This is a genomic window from Amycolatopsis sulphurea, from assembly GCF_002564045.1.
Classification (GTDB): Bacteria; Actinomycetota; Actinomycetes; order Mycobacteriales; family Pseudonocardiaceae; genus Amycolatopsis; species Amycolatopsis sulphurea.
In genome coordinates, this window is sequence record NZ_PDJK01000001.1 from 1,234,646 (window position 1) to 1,257,648 (window position 23,003).

A 23,003-nucleotide genomic window follows, 5' to 3' on the forward strand; every position below is an offset into this window, starting at 1 on the left:
GGCGCACGTCGCGAATCCGGCGCGATCTCAGCTCTCCGGCAGCAGGCAGGCGCGTTCGAACCAGGTGAGGAACAGTTCGTTCAGCTGGCTGATCACGGTCATGGTCCGCCGGTTCGTCGTGAGCATCACCAGCCCGGTGCGCGCCTCGGTGTCGATGGCGAGCCCGGAGTGGTAGAACAGCGTCGTGCCGCTGTGCCACCAGGAGGCCGGGCGATCGGTGAACCCGCGCCAGGCCAGTCCCTGCACGACCTGGCCTTTCCAGTTCGACCCGATGATCGGGAAGTCCGGACCGTCCTCGTAGTGCGCGGAAAAGTACGGCTGCCGGGTCCGGCGCATCGCGCGGGCCAGCACCGTGTCCTCGTTCTCGGTCGTGGCCCGGATCTGCGCCTCGGCGAAGCCGAGCAGGTCGTTCGCCGTCGAGCGCAGTCCGCCCTGGCTCATCATGACGTCGTGGTACCAGTTCGGCAGGGGCTGGCCCTCCGCGTCAAAGGCGACCTGCATGCGCTGCAGCTGGTCGAGCGTGATCGTGTAGAAGGTGTCCGTGAGGCCCAGCGGTTCGAGGACCAGCTCCCGCAGCAGCTGCTCGTAAGGCTTGCCACCCACCAGTTCGCAGATGTGCCCGAGCGTGCCCATGCCCATCACCGAGTACAGGAACCCGGTTCCAGCCGGATGCGCGAACTTCGCGGTCTCCAGGTCGGAGTAGAGGTCTTCCTTCCGGTACCGCAGGTAGTGCGTGTAGGTGCCGAACGGCGGCAGCTCGCCGCGAAGTTCGGTCTGCTGGTAGTAAAGGTGGATGTCGCCGGTCGACACCAGGCCCGAGCTGTGCGTGGCGAGCTGTTTCAGCGTGATCGCCGCGACGTCCGGGGCCAGGTTCAGAAACGGCAGGTGCTTGCCGATCGGATCGTCGATCGACAGCCGCCCCTGGTCCTCCAGGACGGCCAGCACGGTGTTCGAGAAGGTCTTCGAGATCGAGCCGATCTCGTAGATCGAGTCCGGCTCCGGGACCGGCGCGAGTTCCGCGCCCGGCGTCCGGAAACCGCGCAGGACGCGCTGCCCCCGTACGGTCAGCCCCAGGCTGAAGGTGGCCTCGGGGCAGTCCGTCAGGTATTCGCCGATCTGCCGCTCGATGTCGGCCACCAGCGTGTCGATGGTCATATCGGGCTTCACCTTTGCACGAGGGCCTGCCACGAGGGGGTCCGGCCGGGCGGGGCAAGCGGTCGCGCACCGGCCCCGCCCCACCCGGCCGGAGACTCAGAAGATCGGGACCTCGTCGAGCTGGTAGACGGGCGGGGTCTCGCCCATCAGGTGCCGGACGAAGTAGTCCCACCGCTTCCGGATGAAGTACGCCCGGTGCACCATCATGTGGTGATCGGCGTTCGGCACGATCAGCAGGTCGAAGTCCTTGTCGGCCTTCATCAACGCGTCCACCAGGCGCATCGTGCCGTGCGGGGTGGCGTTGTCGTCCATTTCGCCGTGGATCAGCAGCAGCTTGCCCTTGAGCTGATGGGCCAGCGAGACGTTCGCCTGCCGGGCGAAGTCGAAGTCCTCGGTGAGCCCGAAGAACTTCTCGCCCCACCATGCGTGGTTGATCCGGTTGTCGTGGTTGCCCGCGGACGACACCGCGACCCGGTAGAAGTCCGGCGCCTGCAGGATCGAGCGGGCCGAGGCGAAGCCCCCGGCCGAGTACCCGTAGATCCCCACCCGATCCAGGTCCATCCACGAGCGGCTCTCGCCGAGCTGCTTGATCGCCGCCACGTGGTCGTCCACGAACACCGCGTCCCCGGAGACCCGCGAGTGATCCTGGAACGGCTGCGAACGCAGCGCGCCGCCCCGCCCGTCGACCACGGTCACCACGAAACCGAGCGCGGCGAACGCTTCCGGGTGGTTGAACCCGGCGACCGAACCGGTGAACGGGCCGGGCGACGTCGGGAACCGCATGGGAGCAGAGGAAATCTGCGGTCCCGGATAGATGCAGTCCAGCACCGGGTAGGTCTTGGCCGGATCGAAATCGAAGGGCCGGTAGACCGCGCAGTAGACATCCGTCACGCCGTCCGCGGCCTTCACCACGGCCCGCTCCGGCGCGGTCCAGCCGGTCGCGTACAGCGCCGAAGCGTCCGCCCGCTCCAGCTCGGTCACCACCGTGCCGGCGCGATCGCGCAGCACCGTCACCGGCGGTTCGTCCCACCGGGACGCGATGTCCACGAAGTACCGGCCGGACTTGGACGGGGTCGCGACGTGGTCAAGACCGTCGGAGGTGATGGCCTCGACCACTCCGCCGTCCAGCGACACCGCGCACAGCTGCTGGAGATACGGATCGGCTTCCTTGTCATGGCCGCCCGCGGTGAACACCACCCGGCGGGCGTCCTCGTCGACCGTGACGACGTGCCGGACCATCCACTCGCCCGACGTCAGCGTGGTGACCGTGCCGTCCGGGTCGTAGCGGTACAAGTGCCCGAAGCCGGAACGCTGGGACCACCACAGCACCTCGCCGGTGGAGAGCGTGCGGATGTTGCAGTCCTGCTGCTGCGGGCCGTACAGGATGTGCGAAGTGCTGCTCTCCCGCACGAGCACCTTGACCGCACCGGTCGCCGCGTCGAGTTCGTGCAGCGCGACGTTGTGGTCGCCGCGGTCGTTGGACAGCCAGTACGCCTTGGTCTGGTCCTTGCTCCACCACACCCAGCCGTACGCGATCGCGGGCACGAACGGCATGGTGACCGGCCCGCAGTCGGCCTTGACCGACTTGCCGGTCGCCGCGTCGAAGACGAAGAACTCCGCGCTCGCGACCTTCTCCTCCCCCGGCAGCGCGTAGCGGTAGGACAGCACCCGCGGCCGCCCGCCGTCGAACGGGGACGAGCGGACGAGGTGCATCAACTCGACACCGCGCTGGTCGAGGCGGTGGGTCACGAACCGCGTGGAATCGGGCGACCACACCACCAGCGGCGTCAGCTTGAGGCCCAGATTCTCCTGCATCACCAAGGCGGCGACCTGATCGGTCATCCCGGCATAGGCGTTCCCGTCCACCCCGTCGGTGGTCAGCTGCCGTTCTTCGCCGGTCTCGGTGTCGCGCAGAACGAGGTTGTGGTCCCGGGTCAGCACCGCCCAGCGCCCGTCCGGCGAGAGCGCCTCGCCCTGCCGGACCTCGCCGAGGTCGGTGGCGGTGTAACTGTCGAGGTCGACCTCGACCTGCCGGGTCACGGCGGTCACCCGCACCGCACCGTCGCGCTGCTCGATGTCACTGATCGGCAGCGCGTCCGCGGCGGGTGCGGTGTCCAGCACCGTCGCAAGCGCGGTGGCCATCCGGACGTGGTCGAACGCCGGCCGCCGGGTGCCGACCTCGGCGTCCACCACCACGAACTCGTGACCGGTCCCGACCTGGTTGCGGTACCAGAAGGTCTCAGTGCCCTCGAACCAGGTGGGCAGTACACCGGAGGAACTGATCAGCTTCCGCAGCTTGTGCGGCAGCATCGCTTCGGCAGTGGCGTAGCGGCCGGAGAGATCGGGCACGGGCTGGCTCCTTCTGTCGTCGTCGGCGGGGTCAGGCATTCGTCGTCCGGAGCGTGGACAGGAACGCGATCAGGTCGGTCTTCATCCCGGCGAGCGAAGGCTCGTGCAGGTAGATCATGTGGCCCGACTCGTAACGCTTCATGGTCACGTTGCGCGCCTGCTCCGGTTCGAGGTGCAGGTGGTCGAAGGTCAGCTCGGCGGAGAAGTACGGCGTCCCGAGGTCGTAATAACCGCTCTGCAGCAGCACTTTCAGGTGCGGCGCGCGGTTCAGCGACGCACGCAGCTGCGTCGCGGTCTCCAGCTGCGGGGTCCAGATGCCGTTCTGCTCGGAGGCACGTCCCTTCCATTTCGGGAAGTAGGTCTGCGGGCGGTACGACAGCCCCAGGTCCCCTTCCCATCCGAGGTCCTCGCGCAGGTGGCGGTTGAGCGCCCGCGCCGCCGGGCTCCAGACCATCGTCATACTGGGGTCGTTCTCGAACTTCTCGCCGACAACGTCGGAGTCGATGCCCGTCCAGCGGGTGTCGAGCCTGCCGACGGTGCGCCGCCGGTCACGCAGCAGCGCCTTCATGTAACGCCAAATGTCGACCCGCAGGTTCGAGCCGCGGACCAGCTCGGCCGACAGCCCGGTCAGCTCGGCCACGCGCTTGGCGATCCGGTCCTGCTCCCCTTCGGTGAGCCGCGAGCCCTTCAGCAGGGCCAGGGGGTATTCGTTGAGCGCGAAGTCCTCGGCCTCGGCGGCAAGGGTGGGCAGATCTCCGGACACCACGCCGTGGTAGAGCGCGGTGGCCGCGTAGCTGGGCAGCATGCCGGCCGGGCCGAATACCGAGCCGATGCCGAACGACGCGCCGGCGACGTCCATGATCGAGGAGACCAGCACGACCCCGTCGACGTAGAGCATGGGGAAGCCCTGCAGGTAATCGGCGACCGCCGGGGCGCGCAGCGTCCCGTAGCTCTCGCCCATCAGCACGATCGGGCTCTCGCCCCGGCGCTCGCGGTCGACGAACTCCACCACGAAATCGCCCACGGCAGCCGCGTCCTCGTCGACCCCGTGGAACAGGTCGAGCTCCTCGCCCGGCGCCACCCGGCTGAACCCGGTGCTCGGCGCGTCGAGGAACACCAGGTCCGCGACGTCCAGCAGCGAATACTCGTTCTCCTGCAGCTGCCAGCGCGAGGTGTCGAACAGCGGGTCGCCCTCGAACGCGATCCGGCGCGGGCCGAAGCCGTACATGTGCAGCCAGATCGTCGAGGAGCCCGGCCCGCCGTTCCAGATGAAGATCAGCGGCCGGTCGCGCCGCGACTCCACATCGTCGCGGAAGTAGGCGGCGTAGAAGATGGCCACCTTAGGCGTCGACTGCTCCTCGCCGTCGTGCAGCACCAGCCGGCCGGTCTTGGCCGTGTAGCCGATCCGCTCACCGTTGATCGTCACGCTGTGCCGCGTGACGAACTGCTGGTCCTCCAACGGTTTCGCGTCCTTCTCGGCCGGCTTCTCGGTGGTCGCGGTGTCCGACATCGGGAACCTCTCCTAGTGGGTGGCGGGGACGGTGGCAGGGCGGGCGCGCTCGAGCAGGCGCAGATAGCTCCCGCCGGTGACGAGGTCGATCTCGGCCGGGGTGAGCCCGCGCCCGGCCAGGCCTTCGACGAGGTTGCCCAGGTGGCCGATGTGCTCCAGGCCGACCGGGCCCTGGGAGTAGATCGAGGTGCCGGTGCCGTGCAGCCCGTGCGAGCCGTCCGGGTCGACGGAGTCCATCACGCCCGCGAGCATCTCCATGGGGCCCTCCCAGAAATCCAGCCCCAGCGACAGATGTTCCGGCCCCACCAGGTTGTAGGTGTGCATCGCGTGGTCGAGCAGGTGCTCCAGGGTGGCCTCGCCCGCGACGCGATGCACGTAACCGCGGTAGCTGTTGAGGCCGACCACTCCGCCGCGTTCGGCCACCGCCTTGATCTGGTCGTCGGTGAGGTTGCGCGGATGCGGGTTGACCGCGTCGGCGTTCGAATGCGACACGAACAGGTCGCCGGAGTACAGGTCGAGGGCGTCCCAGAAGGACGCCCTCGACATGTGCACCAGATCGACCAGCACCGGCAGCTTTTCCAGTTCCTCCAACGTGGCTTTGCCCAGGTGGGTCAGGCCGCCCTCGCCGAAGCGCTCGTTCGCACCGGTACAGAGCACGTTCTGCACGTTGTGCGTGAACGTGAACGCGGTGATGCCGAGTTCCGACAGGGCGTAGAGAGCGTCGAAGTCGCCGGCGAAGGACTGATATCCCTCCACCGAGATGAACAACCCGAACGAACCTGCCGGCCGGTTCTCGAACTCGGCCCGGTTGCGCACGAAGGTCAGCTCGCCCTCGGACTGGGTGACTTCCGAGAGCAGCATGCCCAGCGTGGCCCAGTCGCTCACCTGCATCACCGCGCCGGTCAGCCCACCGTCCCGCCAGCGCGGCAGATGATGCTTGCGCAGGACGTTCGCCCCATGCCCCTGGGTCGCATGCAGGGCGAGGACATTGCCCACCGCCGGACCGACATAGTTGTTGATCATGACCAGACATCCACCTTCGCCGTCGCCGGACGGGTCTTCCGCTTGAACGAAGGTTAGCCATGCAGCCAAACTACGGTCAATAGTTTATGTTCATTTTTGGCCTAGCTTACTGGGCTTAACTGGACGGCCGCGCACGTTCGAGCATCCGCAGATAGGACTCGCCGCAGATCAGGTCGACCTCGGCTTGATTCAGCCCACGCTCGGCCAAGCCGGCGGCCAGCCGGTCGAGACTGCTCGCGTCCTCGATCCCGTCCGGGCCGTGGGTGTAGAGCTCCCGGGCCCGTCCCTTGATGCCGTGCGCCCCTTCGGGATCGACCCAGTCCAGAATAGGGATCAGCATGTCCACCGGCGACTCGCAGTAGTCCGCGCCGATGCTCAGATGCTCCGGCCCGACCAGGTCGCACATGTACATGGCGTGGTCGAGCAGATCCGACAGGGTCGAGCGCAGTGGATCCTTGGACACATAACCGCGGAAGGTGTTCAGCCCGATCACCCCGTTCCGCTCGGCCACCGCCCTGATCTGATCGTCGGTGAGGTTGCGCGGGTGCGGGCACAGCGCGTCGGCGTTGGAGTGCGACACGAACAGATCGCCGTCGTAATACCGCAGCGCGTCCCAGAAGGACGCCCGCGACATGTGCACGAGATCGATCATCATCGGCACGTTTTGCAGCTCCCGCAGCATTTCCTTGCCCAGGTAGCTGAATCCGCCCTCCATCGGCTCGTTGCTGCCGGTGCACAACAGGTTCTGCCGGTTGTGCGAGAAGGTGAACGTGCCGACGCCCAGTTCCGAAAGCGTGTACAGGGCTTCCAGATCACCCGCGAACGGGCCGTGGCCCTCCAGCGAGAAGAAGATCCCGAACGAGCCCTCGGGGCGGTTGTCGTAGTCGGCGCGCGTGGTGCAGTAGGTGATCTCCCCCTCCGCCCGCGAGAATTCCGCGAAATAGGCGTTGATGCTCGACCAGTCGGAAACCTGCACCACCGCCGCGGTCAGGCCGCCCGCCTTCCACCTCGGCACGTAGATGTCGCGCAGGACGTTCGCCCGGTTTCCCAGGACTCCGTGCTGTGCCATCACGTCATAGATCACGCCGCCGACATAACCGTTGATCATCCAGGCCTCCTCGCCATGATCACCCCGGCTCTCCGGGGATGGATTCGAGCAGCTTGCGGGTGTACTCGTGCTTCGGGGCGTCCAGCACCACGTCGGTCGGCCCGGATTCGACCACCCGGCCGCGGTACATCACGTAGACGAACTCCGACACGTGCCGCACGATCGCCAGATCGTGCGAGATGAACAGGTAACTGATGTCCTGCTCGGCACGCAGTGTGGTGAGCACGTTGAGGATCTGCGCCTGCACCGACATGTCCAGCGCGGACGTCGGCTCGTCGCAGATCAGCACCTTCGGCCGGACCGCGAGCGCGCGCGCGATCGCGACACGCTGGCGTTCCCCGCCCGACAGAGCCCGAGGCAGCCGCCGCGCGTAACCGGCCGGCAGGCCGACCATCTCCAGCAGCTCACCCACCCGCTGCTTCGGGCTGGCCGCCTCCTGGTCGTGCGTGACGACCGCTTCGCGCAGGGTCCAGCCCACCGTGCGCATCGGGTTCAGGCTCGAATAGGGATCCTGGAACACCGTCTGCACGTTGGAGCGCATGGTGCGGCGCTGTTCCGGACGGACCTTCGCCCACTCGCCGAACGTGGTCCCGTCGATCACGATCTCACCGTCGGTCGGCGTCTCCAGCCCGACCAGCACCCGGGCCAGGGTGGTCTTGCCCGAACCGGATTCCCCGACGATGCCGACGCTTTCGTTCCGCCCCACCTGAATCGACACCTCGTCGAGCGCGCGGACCCCGTGGGTCCCGGCACCGAAGGTCTTGCCGACCTCGCGCACCTGCAGGATCGGCTCGGGCCGGTCGGTGCCGGTCACCTCCGCGACCTGCTCGGCGAACGTGCGGAGACTGTTCATCTCCTGGCGGATCTCGGGCAGCTTGACGCAGGCGGACAACCGGTCCGGGGCCACCTCGGCCAGCGCCGGCGCACCGTCCCGGCACTCCGGACCGGCCCATCGGCACCGCGGTTCGAAGGTGCACTTGCCCTGCACCTCGTCCGCGATCGGCACCGAACCGGGCATCGCGACCAGCTTCTCCACCCGCCGCCCGACCGGCGGCTCGGACAGCAGCAGGCCCTGCGTGTAGGGATGCAGCGGCTCGGCCTGCAGTTGCTGCGCGTCGCCCACCTCCACCAGGGAACCGGCGTAGAGCACGTAGAGCCGGTTGCAGGTGTCGAAGGCGACCCGCAGATCGTGCGTGATCAGGATCAGGCCCATCCCGCGGGCCTGCTGGATCCGCTTGATCAGGTCGAGCACCTCGCGCTGGGTCGCGGCGTCCAGCGCGGTCGAGGGCTCGTCGGCGATCAGCACCCGCGGGTCGCGGCACAGCGCCGCGGCGATGCCGACGCGCTGGCGCATCCCGCCGGAGAGCTGGAAGGGATAGCGGTCGATCACCGACTCGTCGGTGATGCCCACCTCGGCCAGCCGGCGCAGCGCCTCCTCACGGGGCGTCCGGCCGTCCTGGATGCTCTCGGGCAGCAGCGATTCCTCCAGGATGCGCCCGCACCGCATGACCGGGTTCAGCATCGTGAACGGGTCCTGCAGGATCAGGCCGACCTCCCGGCCACGGATGGCCTGCCACCGGCGCTCGTCGGCGTCCAGCAGATTCTCGCCGCGGTAGAGCAGCTGTCCCGAGGCGTGCACGCCGGGTGGCAGCAGCCCGATCAGCGCCTTCGCGGTCATCGACTTGCCACTGCCCGATTCGCCGACGATGCCGATCGATTCCCCGCGCCGCACCGAAAGCGCCGCCGAGGAGACGATCGTGCTCTCCCCGCCGTGCGCCTTTTTCGCCACGATGCGCACGTCCTGCAGATCGAAAAGGGCCGAGTCCACTTCGTCCCGGCTCCGCGCCACGGTCGTCATCGTTCCCCTCCGCGTCCCGAGATCCGGTCATATCCCCAGTCGCCGATGATGTTCATCGCGACCCCGATCAGCACGACCGCGGCGCCCGGCGCCAGCGTCGCGATCGGATTCTCGAACAAGGACGCCTGCCCGTCCGACAGCATCTGGCCCCAGTCCGGGGATCCCGGCGTCACGCCGATACCGAGGAACGACAGCCCGGACAGGCCGACCAGCGCGTTGGCGTAGCCGATACACGTGTTGGCCACGACCACCGCCGAGATGTTCGGCCAGATGTGCAGGAACATGATCCGGCGATCCGGCACGCCGAGGGTGCGGGCCGCCTCGACATAGGGGCGCGGCACCTGTTCGAGCGTCGCACCGCGCACGACGCGCGCGTCGAAGGGAATCATCAGCGCGGTCAGCAGGATGACCGCGGTCCAGAAGCCGCCGCCGATCGTGCCGGCCACCACGATGATGATCAGCAGGCCGGGCACGGCCATCAGCACATCGGCCAGCCGCATGATGAACGCGTCGATGACCCCGCCGCGATACCCGGCCAGCAGCCCGAGGACGTTGCCGAACAGCATCGCGCCGCCCGCCACCACCAGCGGCGCGAAGAACGCGGTGCGGCTGCCGGCGATCAGCCGCGAGAACACGTCGCGGCCGAGCTCGTCGGTACCGAGCCAGTGCGCGCCGCTGGGATGCGCCAGCGCGGCGGTCAGGTCCTGCGCCGCCGGGTCCTGCGGCACGAGCCACTCCCCGAACAACGCCATCACCAGGGCGAGCCCCATGATCACGAAGGACACCACCACCGCCCCGCGCACCCGGCGCAGCCGCCGGATCAGGCGGGGTTTGTCCCGGGCCTGCCCGAGGTCGTACTCGGCTACCGTCATTGTGCGTGCCTCCCGAGCCGGATCCGTGGGTCGACGACCAGGTACGCGAGGTCGGTCAGCAGGTTGGCCGCGACGATGATCGCGGCCACCACCAGCGCGACGCCCTGGATCGCGGGTACGTCCTTCGTCTGGACCGACTGGATCAACAGCGATCCGACTCCGTTGAGCGAGAACGTCTGCTCGACGATCACCCCGCCGATGATGACCGCGCCGAGCAGCACCCCGCTGATCGTGACGACCGGGATCAGTGCGTTCCGCAGTGCGTAGGTGACCAGCACGCGGCGCGAGGACAGCCCGCGCGCCCGCGCGAACGTCACGTAGTCCTGGTCCAGCACCCCGATCATCGCGGCGCGGGTGTGCCGGACCAGCAAGGCCATCACCGACAGCGCGAGCGCGGCCGCCGGCAGGGTCAGATGCCAGATCCCGTCGACGAATCCGGTGCCCATGCCGGCCACCGGGAACACCGGCAGCACCACCGCGAACAGGTAGAGGGCGAAGATGCCGGTGACGAACGCCGGCGCGCTCAGCGCCACGATCGAGGCGGCCACCGTGCCCCGGTCGAACGCGGTGCCCCGCTTCACCGCGGCGACGATGCCCGGGATGATCCCGAACACCAGGGTCAGCACGTAGGCGTACCCGCCGAGGAACAGCGAAACCGGCAACCGGGCGCCGATCTGATCGCCGACCGGCAGCGACGACAGGATCGAGGTGCCGAAGTCCAGGTGCAGCGCATTGGTGAGCCAGTACCAGTACTGGGCGAAGAACGGATCATCCAGGTGGTACTGCGCGTTGAGCGCGGCGACCGCCTCGGACGTGCGGGTGTTCGGCCCGAGCAGCACGTCCACCGGGCTGCCCGGGCTCAGGTAGGTCAGCGAGAAGATCAGGAAAGAGACCACGACGAGCAGCAGGGCCATCGTGGCCAGCCGTCGCACGAGGTACCACACGAAGCCCGATTTGCTCATCGGCGGACCACCGGTCGCGTCATCACGTCCTCCTGGGGAATGGGGCGCACGGCCCGGCCGGAACCGGGCCGTGCGTCATGAGCTGTGCTGGGTCCGGCCGGTCACCGTGGCTTGAAGTTCATCGGCCAGGACGTGGAGGTCCAGTAGTCCCCGAAGTTCACCCACTCGTAATTCTTCGAGGCGTAGGTGGCGCCTTCCTTGAAGAGCGGCACGTACGGCACGTCGGTGGCGACCATCTCCAGGATCCGGGTGTAGGCCTGCAGCTGCTTGACCGGATCCGTCGCGGTCTTGCCGTCCACGAGGAGCTGATCCATCTCGGCCGGGTGGTAGTTCGCCTCGTTGAGCGCACCGTCGCCGAGGAAGAAGTTGTCCCAGGACGCGTCCGGAGAGCAGCCACCGGTGGAGAGGAACATCGGGGGACGTTTGTCGGCCGGTCCAAGCAGCACCTCGTAGTACGCCGTGGTGGGCAGCGCCTGGATTTCCAGGTTGATGCCGATCTTCTTCAGCTGCGCGGCGATCGCCTGGCTGATCCGCAGCGCGCCCTGGTCGTTGGTGGAAGTGAGGGTGCCGGAGAAGCCGTTCGGGTTCGCGGACTTCGCCAGTTCCTCTTTGGCCTTGGCCAGATCATAGGGGTGTTTCTCGATCTTCGCCAAAGCCGCGTCCGCCGCCGCGGGGTCCCCGATGTTGTGCAGCAGCGAGGGCGCGATCAAGGTGTCCAGGGTGTCGATGTCGGCTCCCCCGGTCGCCTTGAGCAGTTCCTTCTTGTCCAGCGCCGCCGCGACCGCGAGCCGGACGTGGATGTCGTTCCACGGCGCGGTCTGCGTCGGCATGCTGAACAACGAGGTACCGCAGGTCGACCGGGTCGTCACCGGGACCCCCGAGGACGAAGCGAACGATTCCGGCGAGGCCACCGCGGGCGCGACGTCGACCTGGCCGGCCCGCATCGCCAGCGCCAGGCTGGTCTCGCTCTGGTAGAAGTTGACCGTGAGCTGCTTGATCGGCGGCTCGCCGCCCCAGTAGGTCGGGTTCGCCGTGTACTCGGCGCCCTTGTTCGGGTCGAGGCTGGTCACCTTCCACGGGCCGGTGCCCATCACCAGGGTGCCGGGCTTGCCGAAGGAGTCCTGGTGCGCCTCGGCGAAGGCCTTTTGATAGATCTGCGAGTACGGCAGGGCCGGCGTGTATTTCCACGAGGTGTCCGGCTTCTTCAGCGTCACCACGACGGTGTGCGGATCACGCGCCTCGATCTTGTTTATGCTGCCGTAGAACCCGCTCTTCCCGAACGACGGCCCGGCGTCGCGGGTCAGCGAATAGACCACGTCGTCGGCGGTGAAATCCTTGCCGTCCCAGAACTTCACGCCCTGGCGCAGGTTGTAGACGTACTCGGTGGGGCTGTTCTGCTTCCACGAGCTGGCCAGTCCCGGCTGCAGCTTCCCGTCCGGGGTGAGCTGCAGCAGCGTCTCCAGGCTGAGCTGCCCCATGGAGTAATAGCCGGAGCCGGCCTTGCCCGCGGTCGGGTCGAGTGAGGTGAAGGCCGGGGAGAAACCGACCGTGAGCTTGGGGATCGGGGACGTCGCGACACTCTTTCCGGGCGCGACCGAGACGACCGACCCCCCCTCGGTGGTCTTCCGGTCGGCGCCTGGCGGCTGGTTGTTCGCGCACCCGGCCACCACCAGGCACACGGCGGCTGCTCCAGCCGCGATCACCCGCGTTCGCCGCATACGGGACGAACGCGCCCGCAGGTCTGGGATCCTGGACATCAGTTCCTCCGGTTCGACTGACCATCTCCTGCGATGCCCGCGGGAGGTCTCTCGCGGGTGCTCTTGTCCGGCCCCGTCCGCACGGGGCCGCCGAAGGAAGGGACTCGTCCCGGACTCGCCTCGGCACAGCGGGTGTGCACGGCAGCCATCGGGACCAACCTCCGATGTGTCGGGGCCGGCGTGGAACCGGTCACGTGTGCTGGATACCTGACCCTGAGTGGTGTATCGGCTAGGCTCAACGTGGTGATGTAGTTTGTCGCACACCCCCATGACTGTCAAGGCCTACATTCCTAGGTCATTTTCCCCCTTATATGTCCCAAGATCAGCATGGAATGGCCTAGCTTGCTCGGAGCATTCCAGGACTGGCACCGATCCGGACACATGTCTTGCGACTCCCGCCGCCTGGTCACTATCGTTGTCGCCTACCGAGCTATGACAATCATTGGCGGCGCGGGCTCCTCCAGCCATGGGGGGAGCAGATCGCCCGGTCCCGCCTTCGCCACGGGTACCCTGCCGAGTCGCCACCAGCACCGGGCGGGTACCGCCCGTCATCGACACGTGAAGGGTCACTCATGTCTGCCGAACTCGCCCCCGGCTGGTCCTCCGAACTGGTTTCGCTGCCCGACGGACGCACCTGCGAAGTGCTCGTCCACGGCGATCAGGAGCGTGCACTGGTCCATCAGCCCGGTACGCCCAGCGGCACCGCGCCGGATCCCCTGCTCGCGGAGGTGGGCGACGCGCTCGGGCTGCGGGTGGTCATCCCGCTGCGGCCGGGCTACGGCAGCAGCACCCCGAACCCCGGGCGGCGGATGGCCGATGTGCCGGGCGATATCGAAGCGGTGGTCGCGAAACTCGGCGTCCGCGAGTTCATCAGCGCGGGCTATTCCGGCGGCGGACCGCACTCCCTGGCCACGGCGGCGCTCGCCCCGTCCTGCAAGGCGGCCGCGGTCGTCGTCAGCCCGGCACCGCGGGACGCGGAAGGTCTCGACTACTACGACGGTATGGCCGCGTCGAACCACGAGGAGTGGGCACTCGCCGACCAGGGTATCGAGGCCGTCCGGCCGTGGCTGGAGCGCCATGGCGCCGAGATCCGCGAGAATCCGGTCGCCAACTTCGTGGAGCTGACCAGCGACGCGCTGCCCGACGTGGACCGCGCGGTGATCCTCGGCGACGCCGGGCGCGTCGGCGCGGGCTTGGCCAAGGCGCTGGAGAACGGCATCGAAGGCTGGTTGGAAGACGACATCGCCCTCACCACGCCGTGGGGGTTCGACCTCCCCTCGGTGACCACCCCGGTGGCGTTCTGGGCCGGGCGGCAGGACAAGTTCATCTCCTGCCGGCACACCGCCTGGATGGCGCTGCAGATCCCGGGCTCGGACCTGCATCTGCTGGCCGAGCACGGGCACCTGAGCCTCATGCGGGCGCTGCTGCCCGAACTGCTCGGCGACCTCATCCGGAAGGCCGGGTGGTGACCGTCCGCACCGCGGGCGGCTGAGGCAGCTGCGAACCGCTCCCCCGGGCTTCCGGAGGAGCGGTTCGTCGCATGCGCCTTTGCTTGAGCCGTAAGGGAAAGTCCGCTGCGACGGTGACCTGGACCGAACCGGCAGGCTGTGAAGGGGCCCTTCACGGACTCAGAGTCCGTGAAGGGCCCCTTCACGGACCTGCGCCAGGAAGCCGGGCGGGTCCGGGGAGCGATGGTGGGCCGGTCCCGCCGTCGCCCCTCAGCAGAGGCGGCGGAACCAGTCCTGCTGGAGCGGGTGCAGCACCAGCCGGTCGAGAAGGCTCAGGCGGTGCGAGGAGATGATCGCGAAGCCGACCTGCGCGTGCTCGTCCACTCCGGCACCGGCGAGGTAGAACAGCGTGGTGCCGGGATGCCACCAGGCGCGGCCGGCGGGCCGGGGCAGGCCGCGCCAGGCGAGGCCCTGCACGAAGTCATTCCCTTCCTCGTCGCCCACGCCCGGGTAGGCCGCAGGCCCGTCGAAGTACTCCACCCGGGTAAGGCGCATCGCCCTGGACAGCTCGGAATCGTCGCCGTCCGCGCTCGCCTTGAGGTTCGCTTCGGTGAAGGTGAGCAGGTCGTTCATCGTCGAGCGCAGCCCGCCCTGGGACAGCATCACGTCGTGGTACCAGTTCGGGCACGGCTGCCCGAGCCGGTCGAAGGCGGTCACCATCCGCGCCTGCTGGGCCGTGGACAGGGTGTAGCCGGTGTCGGCCAGGCCCAGCGGCTCGCAGATCGTCTCCTTGAGCAGTTCCTCGTACGGCTGCCCGGCCACCAGTTCCACGATGTGCCCGAGGGTGCCCATGCCGAGGACCGAATAAAGCCAGCCCTTTCCGGTCGGGTATTCCAGCTCCGCGGTTTCGAGGTCGGCGTACAGATGTTCCTTGCGGTAGCGCAGATAGTGCGTGTAGACCCCGAACGGCGGTTCGGTGCCGCGCGTCTCCTCGTCGATGAACCGCTGGTGCTGCTTGCCGACCGAGCCCAACCCGGCGCTGTGCGTAGCCAGCTGCCGCAGCGTCAATGACCCGATCTCCTCGGGCAGCCGCAAGTGTTTCGGCAGGTGCTTGCGGATCGGGTCCTCCAGCCCGAGCAGCCCCCGTCCCTCCAGGACGGCCAGCAGCGTCGTGGAGAAGACCTTCGACACCGAGCCGATCTCATACACCGAGTCGGCGTCGGGCAGCGGCGCGAGCTCCGCGCCGGGCGAACGCAGGCCGCGGACGTGGCGCTCGCCCCGTACCGAGGCACCGAGAACGAGTGTCCCCTCGGCCCGTTCGGCAAGGTACTGCGTGGCTTCTTCTTCGATTTCGGCCAGAACTTCGTCGATCCCGGACGTGCCCACAGTGCTTCTCCTCCGGTTCGGGGATGGGGACTACCGACGGCGGGCGGACCGGGTACGCCACCCGGTCCGCCCGCCGCGAGGCTCAGCTCGCGGCGCCCTCCGCGTTCTCGCGGGCACCCACGACCGCGGCACGCAGCTGCTCGGCGGGCAGCGGGTGCGCGGTGATGCCATCGCGGCCGACCGTCGTGGTCGCGGCCAGCATCGAGTTGACGATCGCTTCCTCGGTCGCGTCGATGACCGCTTCGAAGAGCAGCTCGACCACCGTGTCGCTGGCCATGCGCACCGGGATGTCTTCGAAGTCGAGCTCGCCGAGCCCGACGCCGGGCATCGTGTCGTTGCCGGTGGAGAAGGCCAGCAGCAGGTCGCCGCTGTTGTGCTCGCCAATCCCGCCGGTCCGGCCGATCGCGAGCGCGCCGCGCTGCGCCAGCCGCTCGCACTGGTGCGGCAGCAGCGGAGCGTCGGTGGCGATCAGGACGATGATCGAGCCGCTGCCCGCCATCTCCTTGCGCAGATCCTCGTAGGGCGAGGACACCGTCTCGGTGGGGATCCGCTCGCCGATCGGGACGCCGTCGACGCGCAGCCGGCGCCGCTGGCCGTGGTTGGCCTGGACGAGCACGCCGAGGGTGTAGGCGCCGGAATGCGCGTTGGGCACCAGCCGCGAGGCGGTCCCGATGCCGCCGTTGAACTCGTGGCAGATCATTCCGGTGCCGCTGCCCACGCTGCCTTCGGGGACCGGACCGTCCGACAACGCGCGGAACGCGGCCTCGACGTGCTCCGCGCGGACGTGCTGACCGTTGATGTCGCTGAGGATTCCGTCGTAGGTCTCGGCGACCACCGGCAGGCAGAAGTAGGACTCGTCGTCGCCGCGATCACGGTGGATCTCGGCGATGATCGCGTCGCGCACCGCGCCGACGGAGTGCGTGTTGGTCAGCCCGATCGGGGTGGTCAGCTGCCCGTTCTCGCGGATCCACGACAGCCCGGTCATCTCGCCGTTGCCGTTGAGCCGGTGCGCACCCGCGAAGACCGGGGACCGCCACACCGACGGCCGCGGCTCCACAATGGTCACACCGGTGCGGATCGGCCCCTTCCCGGTGACCAGCGGTCCCTCGCCCTCGGAGATCGTGCAGTGCCCGACGCGCACGCCCGGCACATCGGTGATCGCATTGTGCCGCCCCGGCGGGAAGATCCCCAGGGTGATCCCCAGGTCGCGGCACCTCTGGGTTGCGGTCACGTCGTGCTCCCTTCGGCAGGCACCGGCGGGACGGCGGCGCGTCCCGGGTGCGTCATTCGAGGGCCCCCGGCGGCGAGGGCGTGGCCCGGACTTCCGGCGGAACAGGCCGGCACCGACTGGCCGACCTGCACAGACCGTTGTTGTCCTAGCTTCCTAGGTCACGTTAGCAGGAGTCAGCTCCCCCGGACGAGGGACTCCGACGCACTTCGGCCCCGTCCGGACGGCCCCGGCGCGAGCGACCGCTGCCGCAGCTCGCCGAGCACCTCCCCGAGCATCCGCACCGACCCCTCGTCCAATACGCCGCCGAACTCGATGACCTGGGTGCCCTCGGCCGCCCCGTCGCCCAGCTCGGGGTGCTCGGCCGGGACCACCAGCACGTCCAGCCCGGCCGGGATCTCCGCCTCCTGGAACGGGATCACCGAGACATGTTTCGAGCCGGCGTCGACCAGCCAGTCCCGGACCTGCTCGGCCTGGTGCTCGGTCGAGTAGTGCACGCCGACCCGGGCCGCGCGCGGCAGCGTCGCGATCCGCATCAGGGTCTGGATGTGCGGGGACACCACCACCGCGACGGTCTCGATGTGCCGGCCCGACCCGCGCACCCAGCGGCGCACCTCGGCGAGGTGGAAGAACGTCGTGACCAGCACGTCGCAGTCGGCGGCCTGCTCGTCCAGCTCGGCGATCAGGCTCGGCCGCACGGTGACGCCCAGCCGCGCGGTGAGCTCCTCGGCGAAGGCCGTGGCGCGTTCTTCGTTGCACTCCACGAAAACCGGGTGCAGCTGGTCACTGCCGGCCTGCAGTGCGAGGTTGACCGCGATGTGGCCGATCTCGTCGGGGGCCAGGCCCAGCTCGACCGCCGCGCGCACCGGCTCCGCGAGCAGCTCGCGCACCTGGTCGCGCTGGGCGCCGTTGAGGTCCGGCGCCGCCTTGGCCTTGACCACCGTGCCCGCCGCGCCGTTGCTGGCGATGAGCTGCATGTCCCGCAGCCGCGAGTAAGCCTTCGCGACGGTGTTGCGGTTCACCCGCAGGTTCTCCGCGAGCAGCCGCGCCGAGGGCAGGCGCTCGCCGGTCTCCAGCTGCCCGGCCTCGATCAGGTACCGGATCTGCTCGACGATCTGCTGGTACACCGGGGTCGCGGAGCTGCTGCTGAGCCTCACGCTGGCCATCGGCCCACCCCTGTTCCCCGTTTCCGGACTGTCATTGGGACCTCCCCGACCCCGTTCGGACGGCATGGCCTGCCGGTCCGTGGATGAGAACAACCCAAAGTATAGGGCCAAACCCGGCGGTGGTTGCCCATATTCGCTCGATATGGCCTACTGTTCTAGGCCAGTTCGCTCGATCGACTGAGCCGCCCGGCTTCGAACCTCGAAGGAAGTGGCGCTGCAATGAACGACTTCCGGTCCCTGAGAACCCCCGGCGATGCGGATCCGGCGGGTTTCCAGGTTCCCGATCACGCCGATCGGGTCCTGCCCGCACTGCTCACCCGGTGGGCCGAGACCGACGGAGACCGCGAGTTCCTCCAATTCGGTGCGGACGCCGCGGTGACCTTCCACGACGTCCAGCTCTCGACGAACCGGATCGCGCACACGCTCAAGGGGCTGGGCCTCGGCGCGGGCGACCGGATCGCGATGCTGGTGCCGAACTGCCTCGAACTGGTGCTGACCTGGTTCGCGGCCGCGAAGCTCGGCGCGGTGGAGGTGCCGGTCAACATTCAGCTGCGCGGCCGCCTGCTCGCGCATGTCCTCGGCAACTCCGGGGCGAGTGTTCTCCTGTGCCACCAAGACTTTCTCGCCGACATCGCGGAAACCGTCGCGGCACAGCCCAGCATCACGACCGTCATCGTCGTCGGCGGCTCGCGCGCCGACGCCCGGGAACGCGGCATCACCACCGATCGCGTACTCGAATTCCGGGAGCTGACCGAGGGCAGTGCCGCCGCACTCGACCATCGCCCGCACTACTCGGATCCGCTGGCGATCCTGTACACCTCGGGCACCACCGGTCCGGCCAAGGGCGTGGTCATGCCGCACCACCAGTACTACTTGTGGGTCGAGCTGTACGCGGCGAGCCTGGGGCTCACCCGGGAGGATTCGTACTTCACGCCGCTGCCGCTGTTCCACGCCGACGGGCAGCTCTGGGGCACCTACTTTCCCCTGGTGTACGGCACGAAAGGCACGTTCGCCGAACGTTTCAGCGTCAGCCGGTACTGGCAGCAGGCCCGTGACAGCGGTGCGACCGCGACGAACATGCTCGGCGCCATGGCGCACATGCTGTGGAAGCAGCCGCCCGGCGCGGCCGACCGCCGGCATTCGCTACGGATCGCCCAGGCGCTCCCGATGATCTCGATGAAGTCCGGTTTCGAGGAGCGTTTCGGCTTGCAGCTGGTCACCGCCTACGGGCAGACCGAGACCAACTGGGTCGCCTACGACACGGCCGGGGAGTCGCGGCCCGGCTCGTGCGGCAAGGTCGCCGCCGAGCACTTCGACGTGCGGGTGGTCGACGAGTTCGACGAGCCGTGCCCGCCGGGGCAGGTCGGCGAGATCGTGGTGCGTCCGCGGAATGCGTGGACGATCTCCCGCGGCTACCACGCGATGCCCACCGAAACCCAGAGTGCCTGGCGGAATCTGTGGTTCCACTCCGGCGACGCCGGGCACCTGGACGCGGACGGCTGGTTGTACTTCGCCGACCGGATCAAGGACGTCATCCGGCGCCGCGGCCAGAACATCTCGGCGTTCGAGCTGGAATCGGTCGTCGGCGAGCACCCGCTCGTCGTGGAGAGCGCGGCGGTCGCGGTCGCGTCCGAGCTGAGCGAAGAGGACGTGCTGCTGATCGTCGTCGCCGCCGAGGGCTCCGCGCTGACGCCCGGCGACGTGCTCGCGCACTGCGTCGACCAGCTGCCGAAGTTCATGGTGCCGCGCTACGTCGAGGTGCGCACCGACACGCTGCCGCGCACGCCGACGGAAAAGATCGCCAAGACCGAACTCCGGCGCCGTGGGCTGACCGCCGGGACCTGGGACGCCGAGGCCGACCGGTACGTCGGCACGCACAGCTGACCGCCACTTCCCCGAGGAGAATTCACCGTGCCCAAGCCATCCTCTCCGCCCACCGTCGCCCAAGCGGTCGCGGCGTTCCTGGCGCAAGCCGGGGTCCGGCGGGTCTACGGACTCACCGGCAGCCACATCAAGCCGATCTGGGAAGCGGTCACCCACGCCGGCCTGCAGGTGGTCGATGTCCGGCACGAGGCCGCCGCCGTCCACATGGCACAGGCCGAAGCCGACCTCACCGGACGGCTCGCGGTCGCCACGGTCACCACGGGGCCCGGCCTGACGAACGCCGTCACCGGCATCGCCGCCGCCGGCTACGCGCGTTCGCCGATCCTGGTGCTGTCCGCGGTGCCGCCAAGCGATCAGCTCGGCCTCGGCGCGCTCGAAGAACTCGATCAAGCCGAGCTGGTCCGCCCCCTCACCCGTTTCGCCCGGACCGTCCGGCACGACCGGCAGGTGCTGCCGTTCCTGCACGCCGCCGTCGCCGCCGCGCTCGGGGAGGACGGCCCCGCCGGTCCGTCCTATCTGGACTTTCCCGTGGACGTCCTGCGCGGCGCCGCACGGTGGTACCGCCCGGACGAGCCGACCAGGGCCCGCAATGCCGCCGGCCCGGTGAATCCCGATCACGGAGCACTCCACGCCGCCGCCGCGGCCATCCGGGAAAGCCGCCGCCCCATCGTGATCAGCGGTCGCGGCGCCGCGGAGCACCCGCCCGCGCTCGTGGACTTCCTGGACGCGACCGGCGCCCTCTACCTCGACACCCCGGAAAGCCGCGGCCTGGTGCCCCCGACGCACGCCGGTTACGTCCCGGCCGTCCGTTCCGCCGCGATGGCCCAGGCCGACACGGTGATCACGATCGGCAGGCGGCTCGACTTCTCGCTCGGTTACGGCTCCCCCGCGGTCTTCCGGTCCGCGCGCACGTTCGTCCGCATCGGCCGTACTTTCGAGGAGCTGACGGAAAACCGGGCACCCGACATCGAGGTGAAGGGCGATCCCGGCCGGGTTCTTCCCGCGCTGACCGGCTTGGACGTCACACCGCACGATCCCGACACCGAGTGGCACTCGCAGCTCCGCGCGGACGACCACCGGCGACGGGACGACTGGGCCGGCAAGGCCCGCGCCACCCCGTACGGCCCGGACGGCCGCATCCACCCGAACGCGATGCTCGAAGTCCTCAACCGCACCCTCGACGACCCGTCGGCCCTGCTCATCGCCGATGGCGGCGACATCCTGTCCTTCGCGCGGGTGGGCCTGCGCCCGCCCGCCCGGCTGGACACCGGCACGTTCGGCTCGCTCGGCGTCGGCGTGCCGTTCGCCGTGGCCGCTTCCCTGATCCACCCTGGCCGCCGCGTCGTCGCCGTGATCGGAGACGGCGCGTTCGGCTTCAACGCACTCGAACTCGACACCGCCCGGCGGTCGGGTGCGCAGCCGGTGTTCATCATCGCCAACAACCAGGCGTGGAACATCGAACGCCTCGACCACGTGGAGAACTACGCCTCGAACCCCCACTTCAACACCGAATTGCCGGGCTGCCGCTACGACCGCCTCGCCGACGCGCTCGGGCTGCACGCCCAGCACGTCACCCGGATCGAGGATCTGGCCCCGGCCATCCGCCTCGCGCTGGCGAACGCGCCGGCCTTGATCGACGTGCAGACCAGCGGCGAGGTGCCCTCCCCCGATTTCCGGGCGGGGCTGGCGGATCTGCCGGATCTGCACGTATTGCGCGGGTGGGACGAGGCGGAGCGGGGAGGTCTCGGGTGAGGAGCTTCGTGACCTGATCGGCGCGTTCACGCCGATCAGGTCACGTCCGGCCGTCGCGGTCACTCCGAGCCGGCGAAGTCCGGGACCTCGTCCTTCATCACGGCAAGCAGCTCCTGCAGGGCACCGGCCACCGCGATACCGAACATTCCCCGTCCGTCCTTGAGCAGATCCACGATCTCCTCGGGTGAGGTGCACTCGTAGACGCTGGCACCGTCGCTGAACAAGGTGATCTCCTGCAATTGCGCAGTCGTGCGGATCCTCAAGTGCGCCAAGGCAACCCGGATGTTCCGGACGGACACACCGGTGTTGAGCAACCGCACGACCACCTTCAGCAAAAGCAGATCGTGCACCGTGTACGAACGGCGCGCCCGGGTGCCGCCGCTCGGCACGACCAGCCCGGTCTGAGCCCAGTATTCGAGCTGTGGAGGTGTCACGCCGCTCAGGTGGCAGGCCAACGCCGCCGCGTACTCGCCCCGCTCGGCCGGCGGGACGGCTTCGGGCACCGAGTACGGCGGAGCCGTCCCGTCGATGCGGTCGGCCACCTCCGGTTCCAGCGCCGCCGCCCGCCGCCGCAGGGCCTGCGCCGCCTCGGTTCCGAACGACGAGGCCGCGAGGAGATCCGTGACCTGATGGATCGCTTTGCCGTCGTGGCGGGGAACGACTCGCAAAGCCGCACGTTGAGAACTCGCGTCCACGTTCATGCCTCCTCTGCCGTACGCAAGCGCAGCCGCAGCCGGCGCAATTGTCCCTCCAGGGCACGCGGCGTCAGCGCACAGCCGACGATCTCGCATGCCTCACGCTGGGAGTACCCGAGCGCGAGCAGCTCGATCGCCTGCCGGACCGCCGGTTTGACATGCTGGAGGAGGTCCGCCCCGGCAACGACGGCCAGGTGCCGGTCCTCTGCCGACCGTTCGGCCGTCGGACGCAGGACTTCGAGTTCGGTCAGCAGCGCCTGTGCTTCCAGTCTCCGGCACGGCTCCGTCGCGGTGAGAAAGCGGCGCCAGACGTTCGGGAACACCTCGACACAATCGTCGGTCACCCAGCTGGCCAGGGAAGTTCCTCCCCCGGGCCGCCACCCCTTGCCGGCCATCGCGCGCCTCCGGAACATGTTCAGTCCGTCGACCACAGTGTCGGTGACCAGGTCGCGGATCTCCGGCCGGCCCAGTATCAGCGACTGATGCCGCAGCACATAGCCGCGGCGCCGGCACCGCCGGAAGATCTCCCGGGTCTCGACCCAGGCTCCGACGACCGTCTGGCAATACGCGGCGATTTCCCTCGTCGCCAGCCGCCAGCTCGGCCCCGAGAATCCCGCCACACGCAGTTGCTCGAACAACGCGGCGTCTCCTTCGGCACGGTCGTCGGCGTCGTCGATCTGCGTCATGTGCACCCCTCCCGACTGCGGTTGTCGGAGAGGATCCTCTGTCGCAGGCAGCGGCCGAACCCACACGACACACCATCATGATTTTCCGGCCGCCAGGCGTGGGCTCACCGGTGTGTGATTACCGATACCGGTTCCGACAACTTCCGACAACTCCAGCTGCCTGC

Annotated in this window: 17 protein-coding genes; 3 read left to right on the plus strand and 14 right to left on the minus strand. The window is 68.8% G+C overall.

Annotated elements, in window-relative coordinates:
• Nucleotides 1–27: 27 nt before the first annotated feature.
• The 9 genes from ATK36_RS05560 to ATK36_RS05600 form a co-directional block, all read right to left on the minus strand.
• A complete protein-coding gene (locus ATK36_RS05560) occupies nt 28–1,155 on the minus strand; it encodes a serine hydrolase domain-containing protein (RefSeq protein WP_098510109.1) in 1,128 nt (375 codons plus the stop codon).
• 96 nt (nt 1,156–1,251) lie between these two features.
• A complete protein-coding gene (locus ATK36_RS05565; protein WP_170069605.1) occupies nt 1,252–3,504 on the minus strand; it encodes a S9 family peptidase in 2,253 nt (750 codons plus the stop codon).
• Nucleotides 3,505–3,535: 31 nt separating this feature from the next.
• A complete protein-coding gene (locus ATK36_RS05570) occupies nt 3,536–5,014 on the minus strand; it encodes a S10 family peptidase (protein ID WP_098510111.1) in 1,479 nt (492 codons plus the stop codon).
• A gap of 12 nt (nt 5,015–5,026) precedes the next feature.
• A complete protein-coding gene (locus ATK36_RS05575) occupies nt 5,027–6,037 on the minus strand; it encodes a dipeptidase (RefSeq protein ID WP_098510112.1) in 1,011 nt (336 codons plus the stop codon).
• A 115-nt stretch (nt 6,038–6,152) separates the two neighbouring features.
• The gene (locus ATK36_RS05580) at nt 6,153–7,145 is read right to left on the minus strand and encodes a dipeptidase (protein ID WP_098510113.1); all 993 of its coding nucleotides are present in this window, start codon (nt 7,143–7,145) and stop codon (nt 6,153–6,155) included.
• 19 nt (nt 7,146–7,164) lie between these two features.
• Nucleotides 7,165–9,003: a dipeptide ABC transporter ATP-binding protein gene (locus ATK36_RS05585; RefSeq protein WP_098510114.1), complete on the minus strand. Its 1,839-nt coding sequence runs from the start codon at nt 9,001–9,003 to the stop codon at nt 7,165–7,167.
• Entirely contained in the window at nt 9,000–9,875 is an 876-nt protein-coding gene (locus ATK36_RS05590) for an ABC transporter permease (RefSeq protein ID WP_098510115.1), read from the minus strand. Before ATK36_RS05590 ends, ATK36_RS05585 begins: the two co-directional genes overlap by 4 nt.
• Nucleotides 9,872–10,837, minus strand: a complete 966-nt coding sequence (locus ATK36_RS05595; RefSeq protein WP_098510116.1) for an ABC transporter permease — start codon at nt 10,835–10,837, stop codon at nt 9,872–9,874. Before ATK36_RS05595 ends, ATK36_RS05590 begins: the two co-directional genes overlap by 4 nt.
• A gap of 101 nt (nt 10,838–10,938) precedes the next feature.
• Nucleotides 10,939–12,594 (minus strand): ABC transporter substrate-binding protein, encoded by a 1,656-nt coding sequence (locus ATK36_RS05600; RefSeq protein WP_170069606.1) that lies wholly within the window; start codon nt 12,592–12,594, stop codon nt 10,939–10,941.
• Between the two features lie 572 nt (nt 12,595–13,166).
• On the opposite strand from ATK36_RS05600, the gene ATK36_RS05605 reads away from it, so the two are divergent.
• Nucleotides 13,167–14,063, plus strand: a complete 897-nt coding sequence (locus ATK36_RS05605; RefSeq protein WP_098510118.1) for an alpha/beta fold hydrolase — start codon at nt 13,167–13,169, stop codon at nt 14,061–14,063.
• A 249-nt stretch (nt 14,064–14,312) separates the two neighbouring features.
• Here ATK36_RS05605 and ATK36_RS05610 read toward each other — a convergent pair whose 3' ends face one another.
• The 3 genes from ATK36_RS05610 to ATK36_RS05620 all read right to left on the minus strand — a co-directional run bounded on the left by ATK36_RS05610 (nt 14,313) and on the right by ATK36_RS05620 (nt 17,822).
• Nucleotides 14,313–15,428, minus strand: a complete 1,116-nt coding sequence (locus ATK36_RS05610) for a serine hydrolase domain-containing protein (RefSeq protein WP_098510119.1) — start codon at nt 15,426–15,428, stop codon at nt 14,313–14,315.
• A gap of 82 nt (nt 15,429–15,510) precedes the next feature.
• Entirely contained in the window at nt 15,511–16,659 is a 1,149-nt protein-coding gene (locus tag ATK36_RS05615; RefSeq protein ID WP_211291792.1) for a DmpA family aminopeptidase, read from the minus strand.
• A 173-nt stretch (nt 16,660–16,832) separates the two neighbouring features.
• Nucleotides 16,833–17,822 (minus strand): GntR family transcriptional regulator, encoded by a 990-nt coding sequence (locus ATK36_RS05620; protein WP_170069607.1) that lies wholly within the window; start codon nt 17,820–17,822, stop codon nt 16,833–16,835.
• A 219-nt stretch (nt 17,823–18,041) separates the two neighbouring features.
• Here ATK36_RS05620 and ATK36_RS05625 point away from each other — a divergent pair, with 219 nt between their 5' ends.
• Both ATK36_RS05625 and ATK36_RS05630 read left to right on the plus strand, forming a co-directional pair.
• The gene (locus tag ATK36_RS05625) at nt 18,042–19,706 is read left to right on the plus strand and encodes an AMP-binding protein (protein ID WP_098510121.1); all 1,665 of its coding nucleotides are present in this window, start codon (nt 18,042–18,044) and stop codon (nt 19,704–19,706) included.
• Nucleotides 19,707–19,733: 27 nt separating this feature from the next.
• Nucleotides 19,734–21,458, plus strand: a complete 1,725-nt coding sequence (locus ATK36_RS05630) for a thiamine pyrophosphate-binding protein (RefSeq protein ID WP_098510122.1) — start codon at nt 19,734–19,736, stop codon at nt 21,456–21,458.
• Nucleotides 21,459–21,517: 59 nt separating this feature from the next.
• On the opposite strand, the gene ATK36_RS05635 is transcribed toward ATK36_RS05630, so the two are convergent.
• Together ATK36_RS05635 and ATK36_RS05640 are read right to left on the minus strand one after the other, a co-directional pair.
• The gene (locus ATK36_RS05635) at nt 21,518–22,153 is read right to left on the minus strand and encodes a helix-turn-helix domain-containing protein (protein WP_386999322.1); all 636 of its coding nucleotides are present in this window, start codon (nt 22,151–22,153) and stop codon (nt 21,518–21,520) included.
• A gap of 2 nt (nt 22,154–22,155) precedes the next feature.
• Complete coding sequence (locus ATK36_RS05640) at nt 22,156–22,839, minus strand: hypothetical protein (protein ID WP_098510124.1); 684 nt, start codon at nt 22,837–22,839, stop codon at nt 22,156–22,158.
• Between the last annotated feature and the right edge of the window lie 164 nt (nt 22,840–23,003).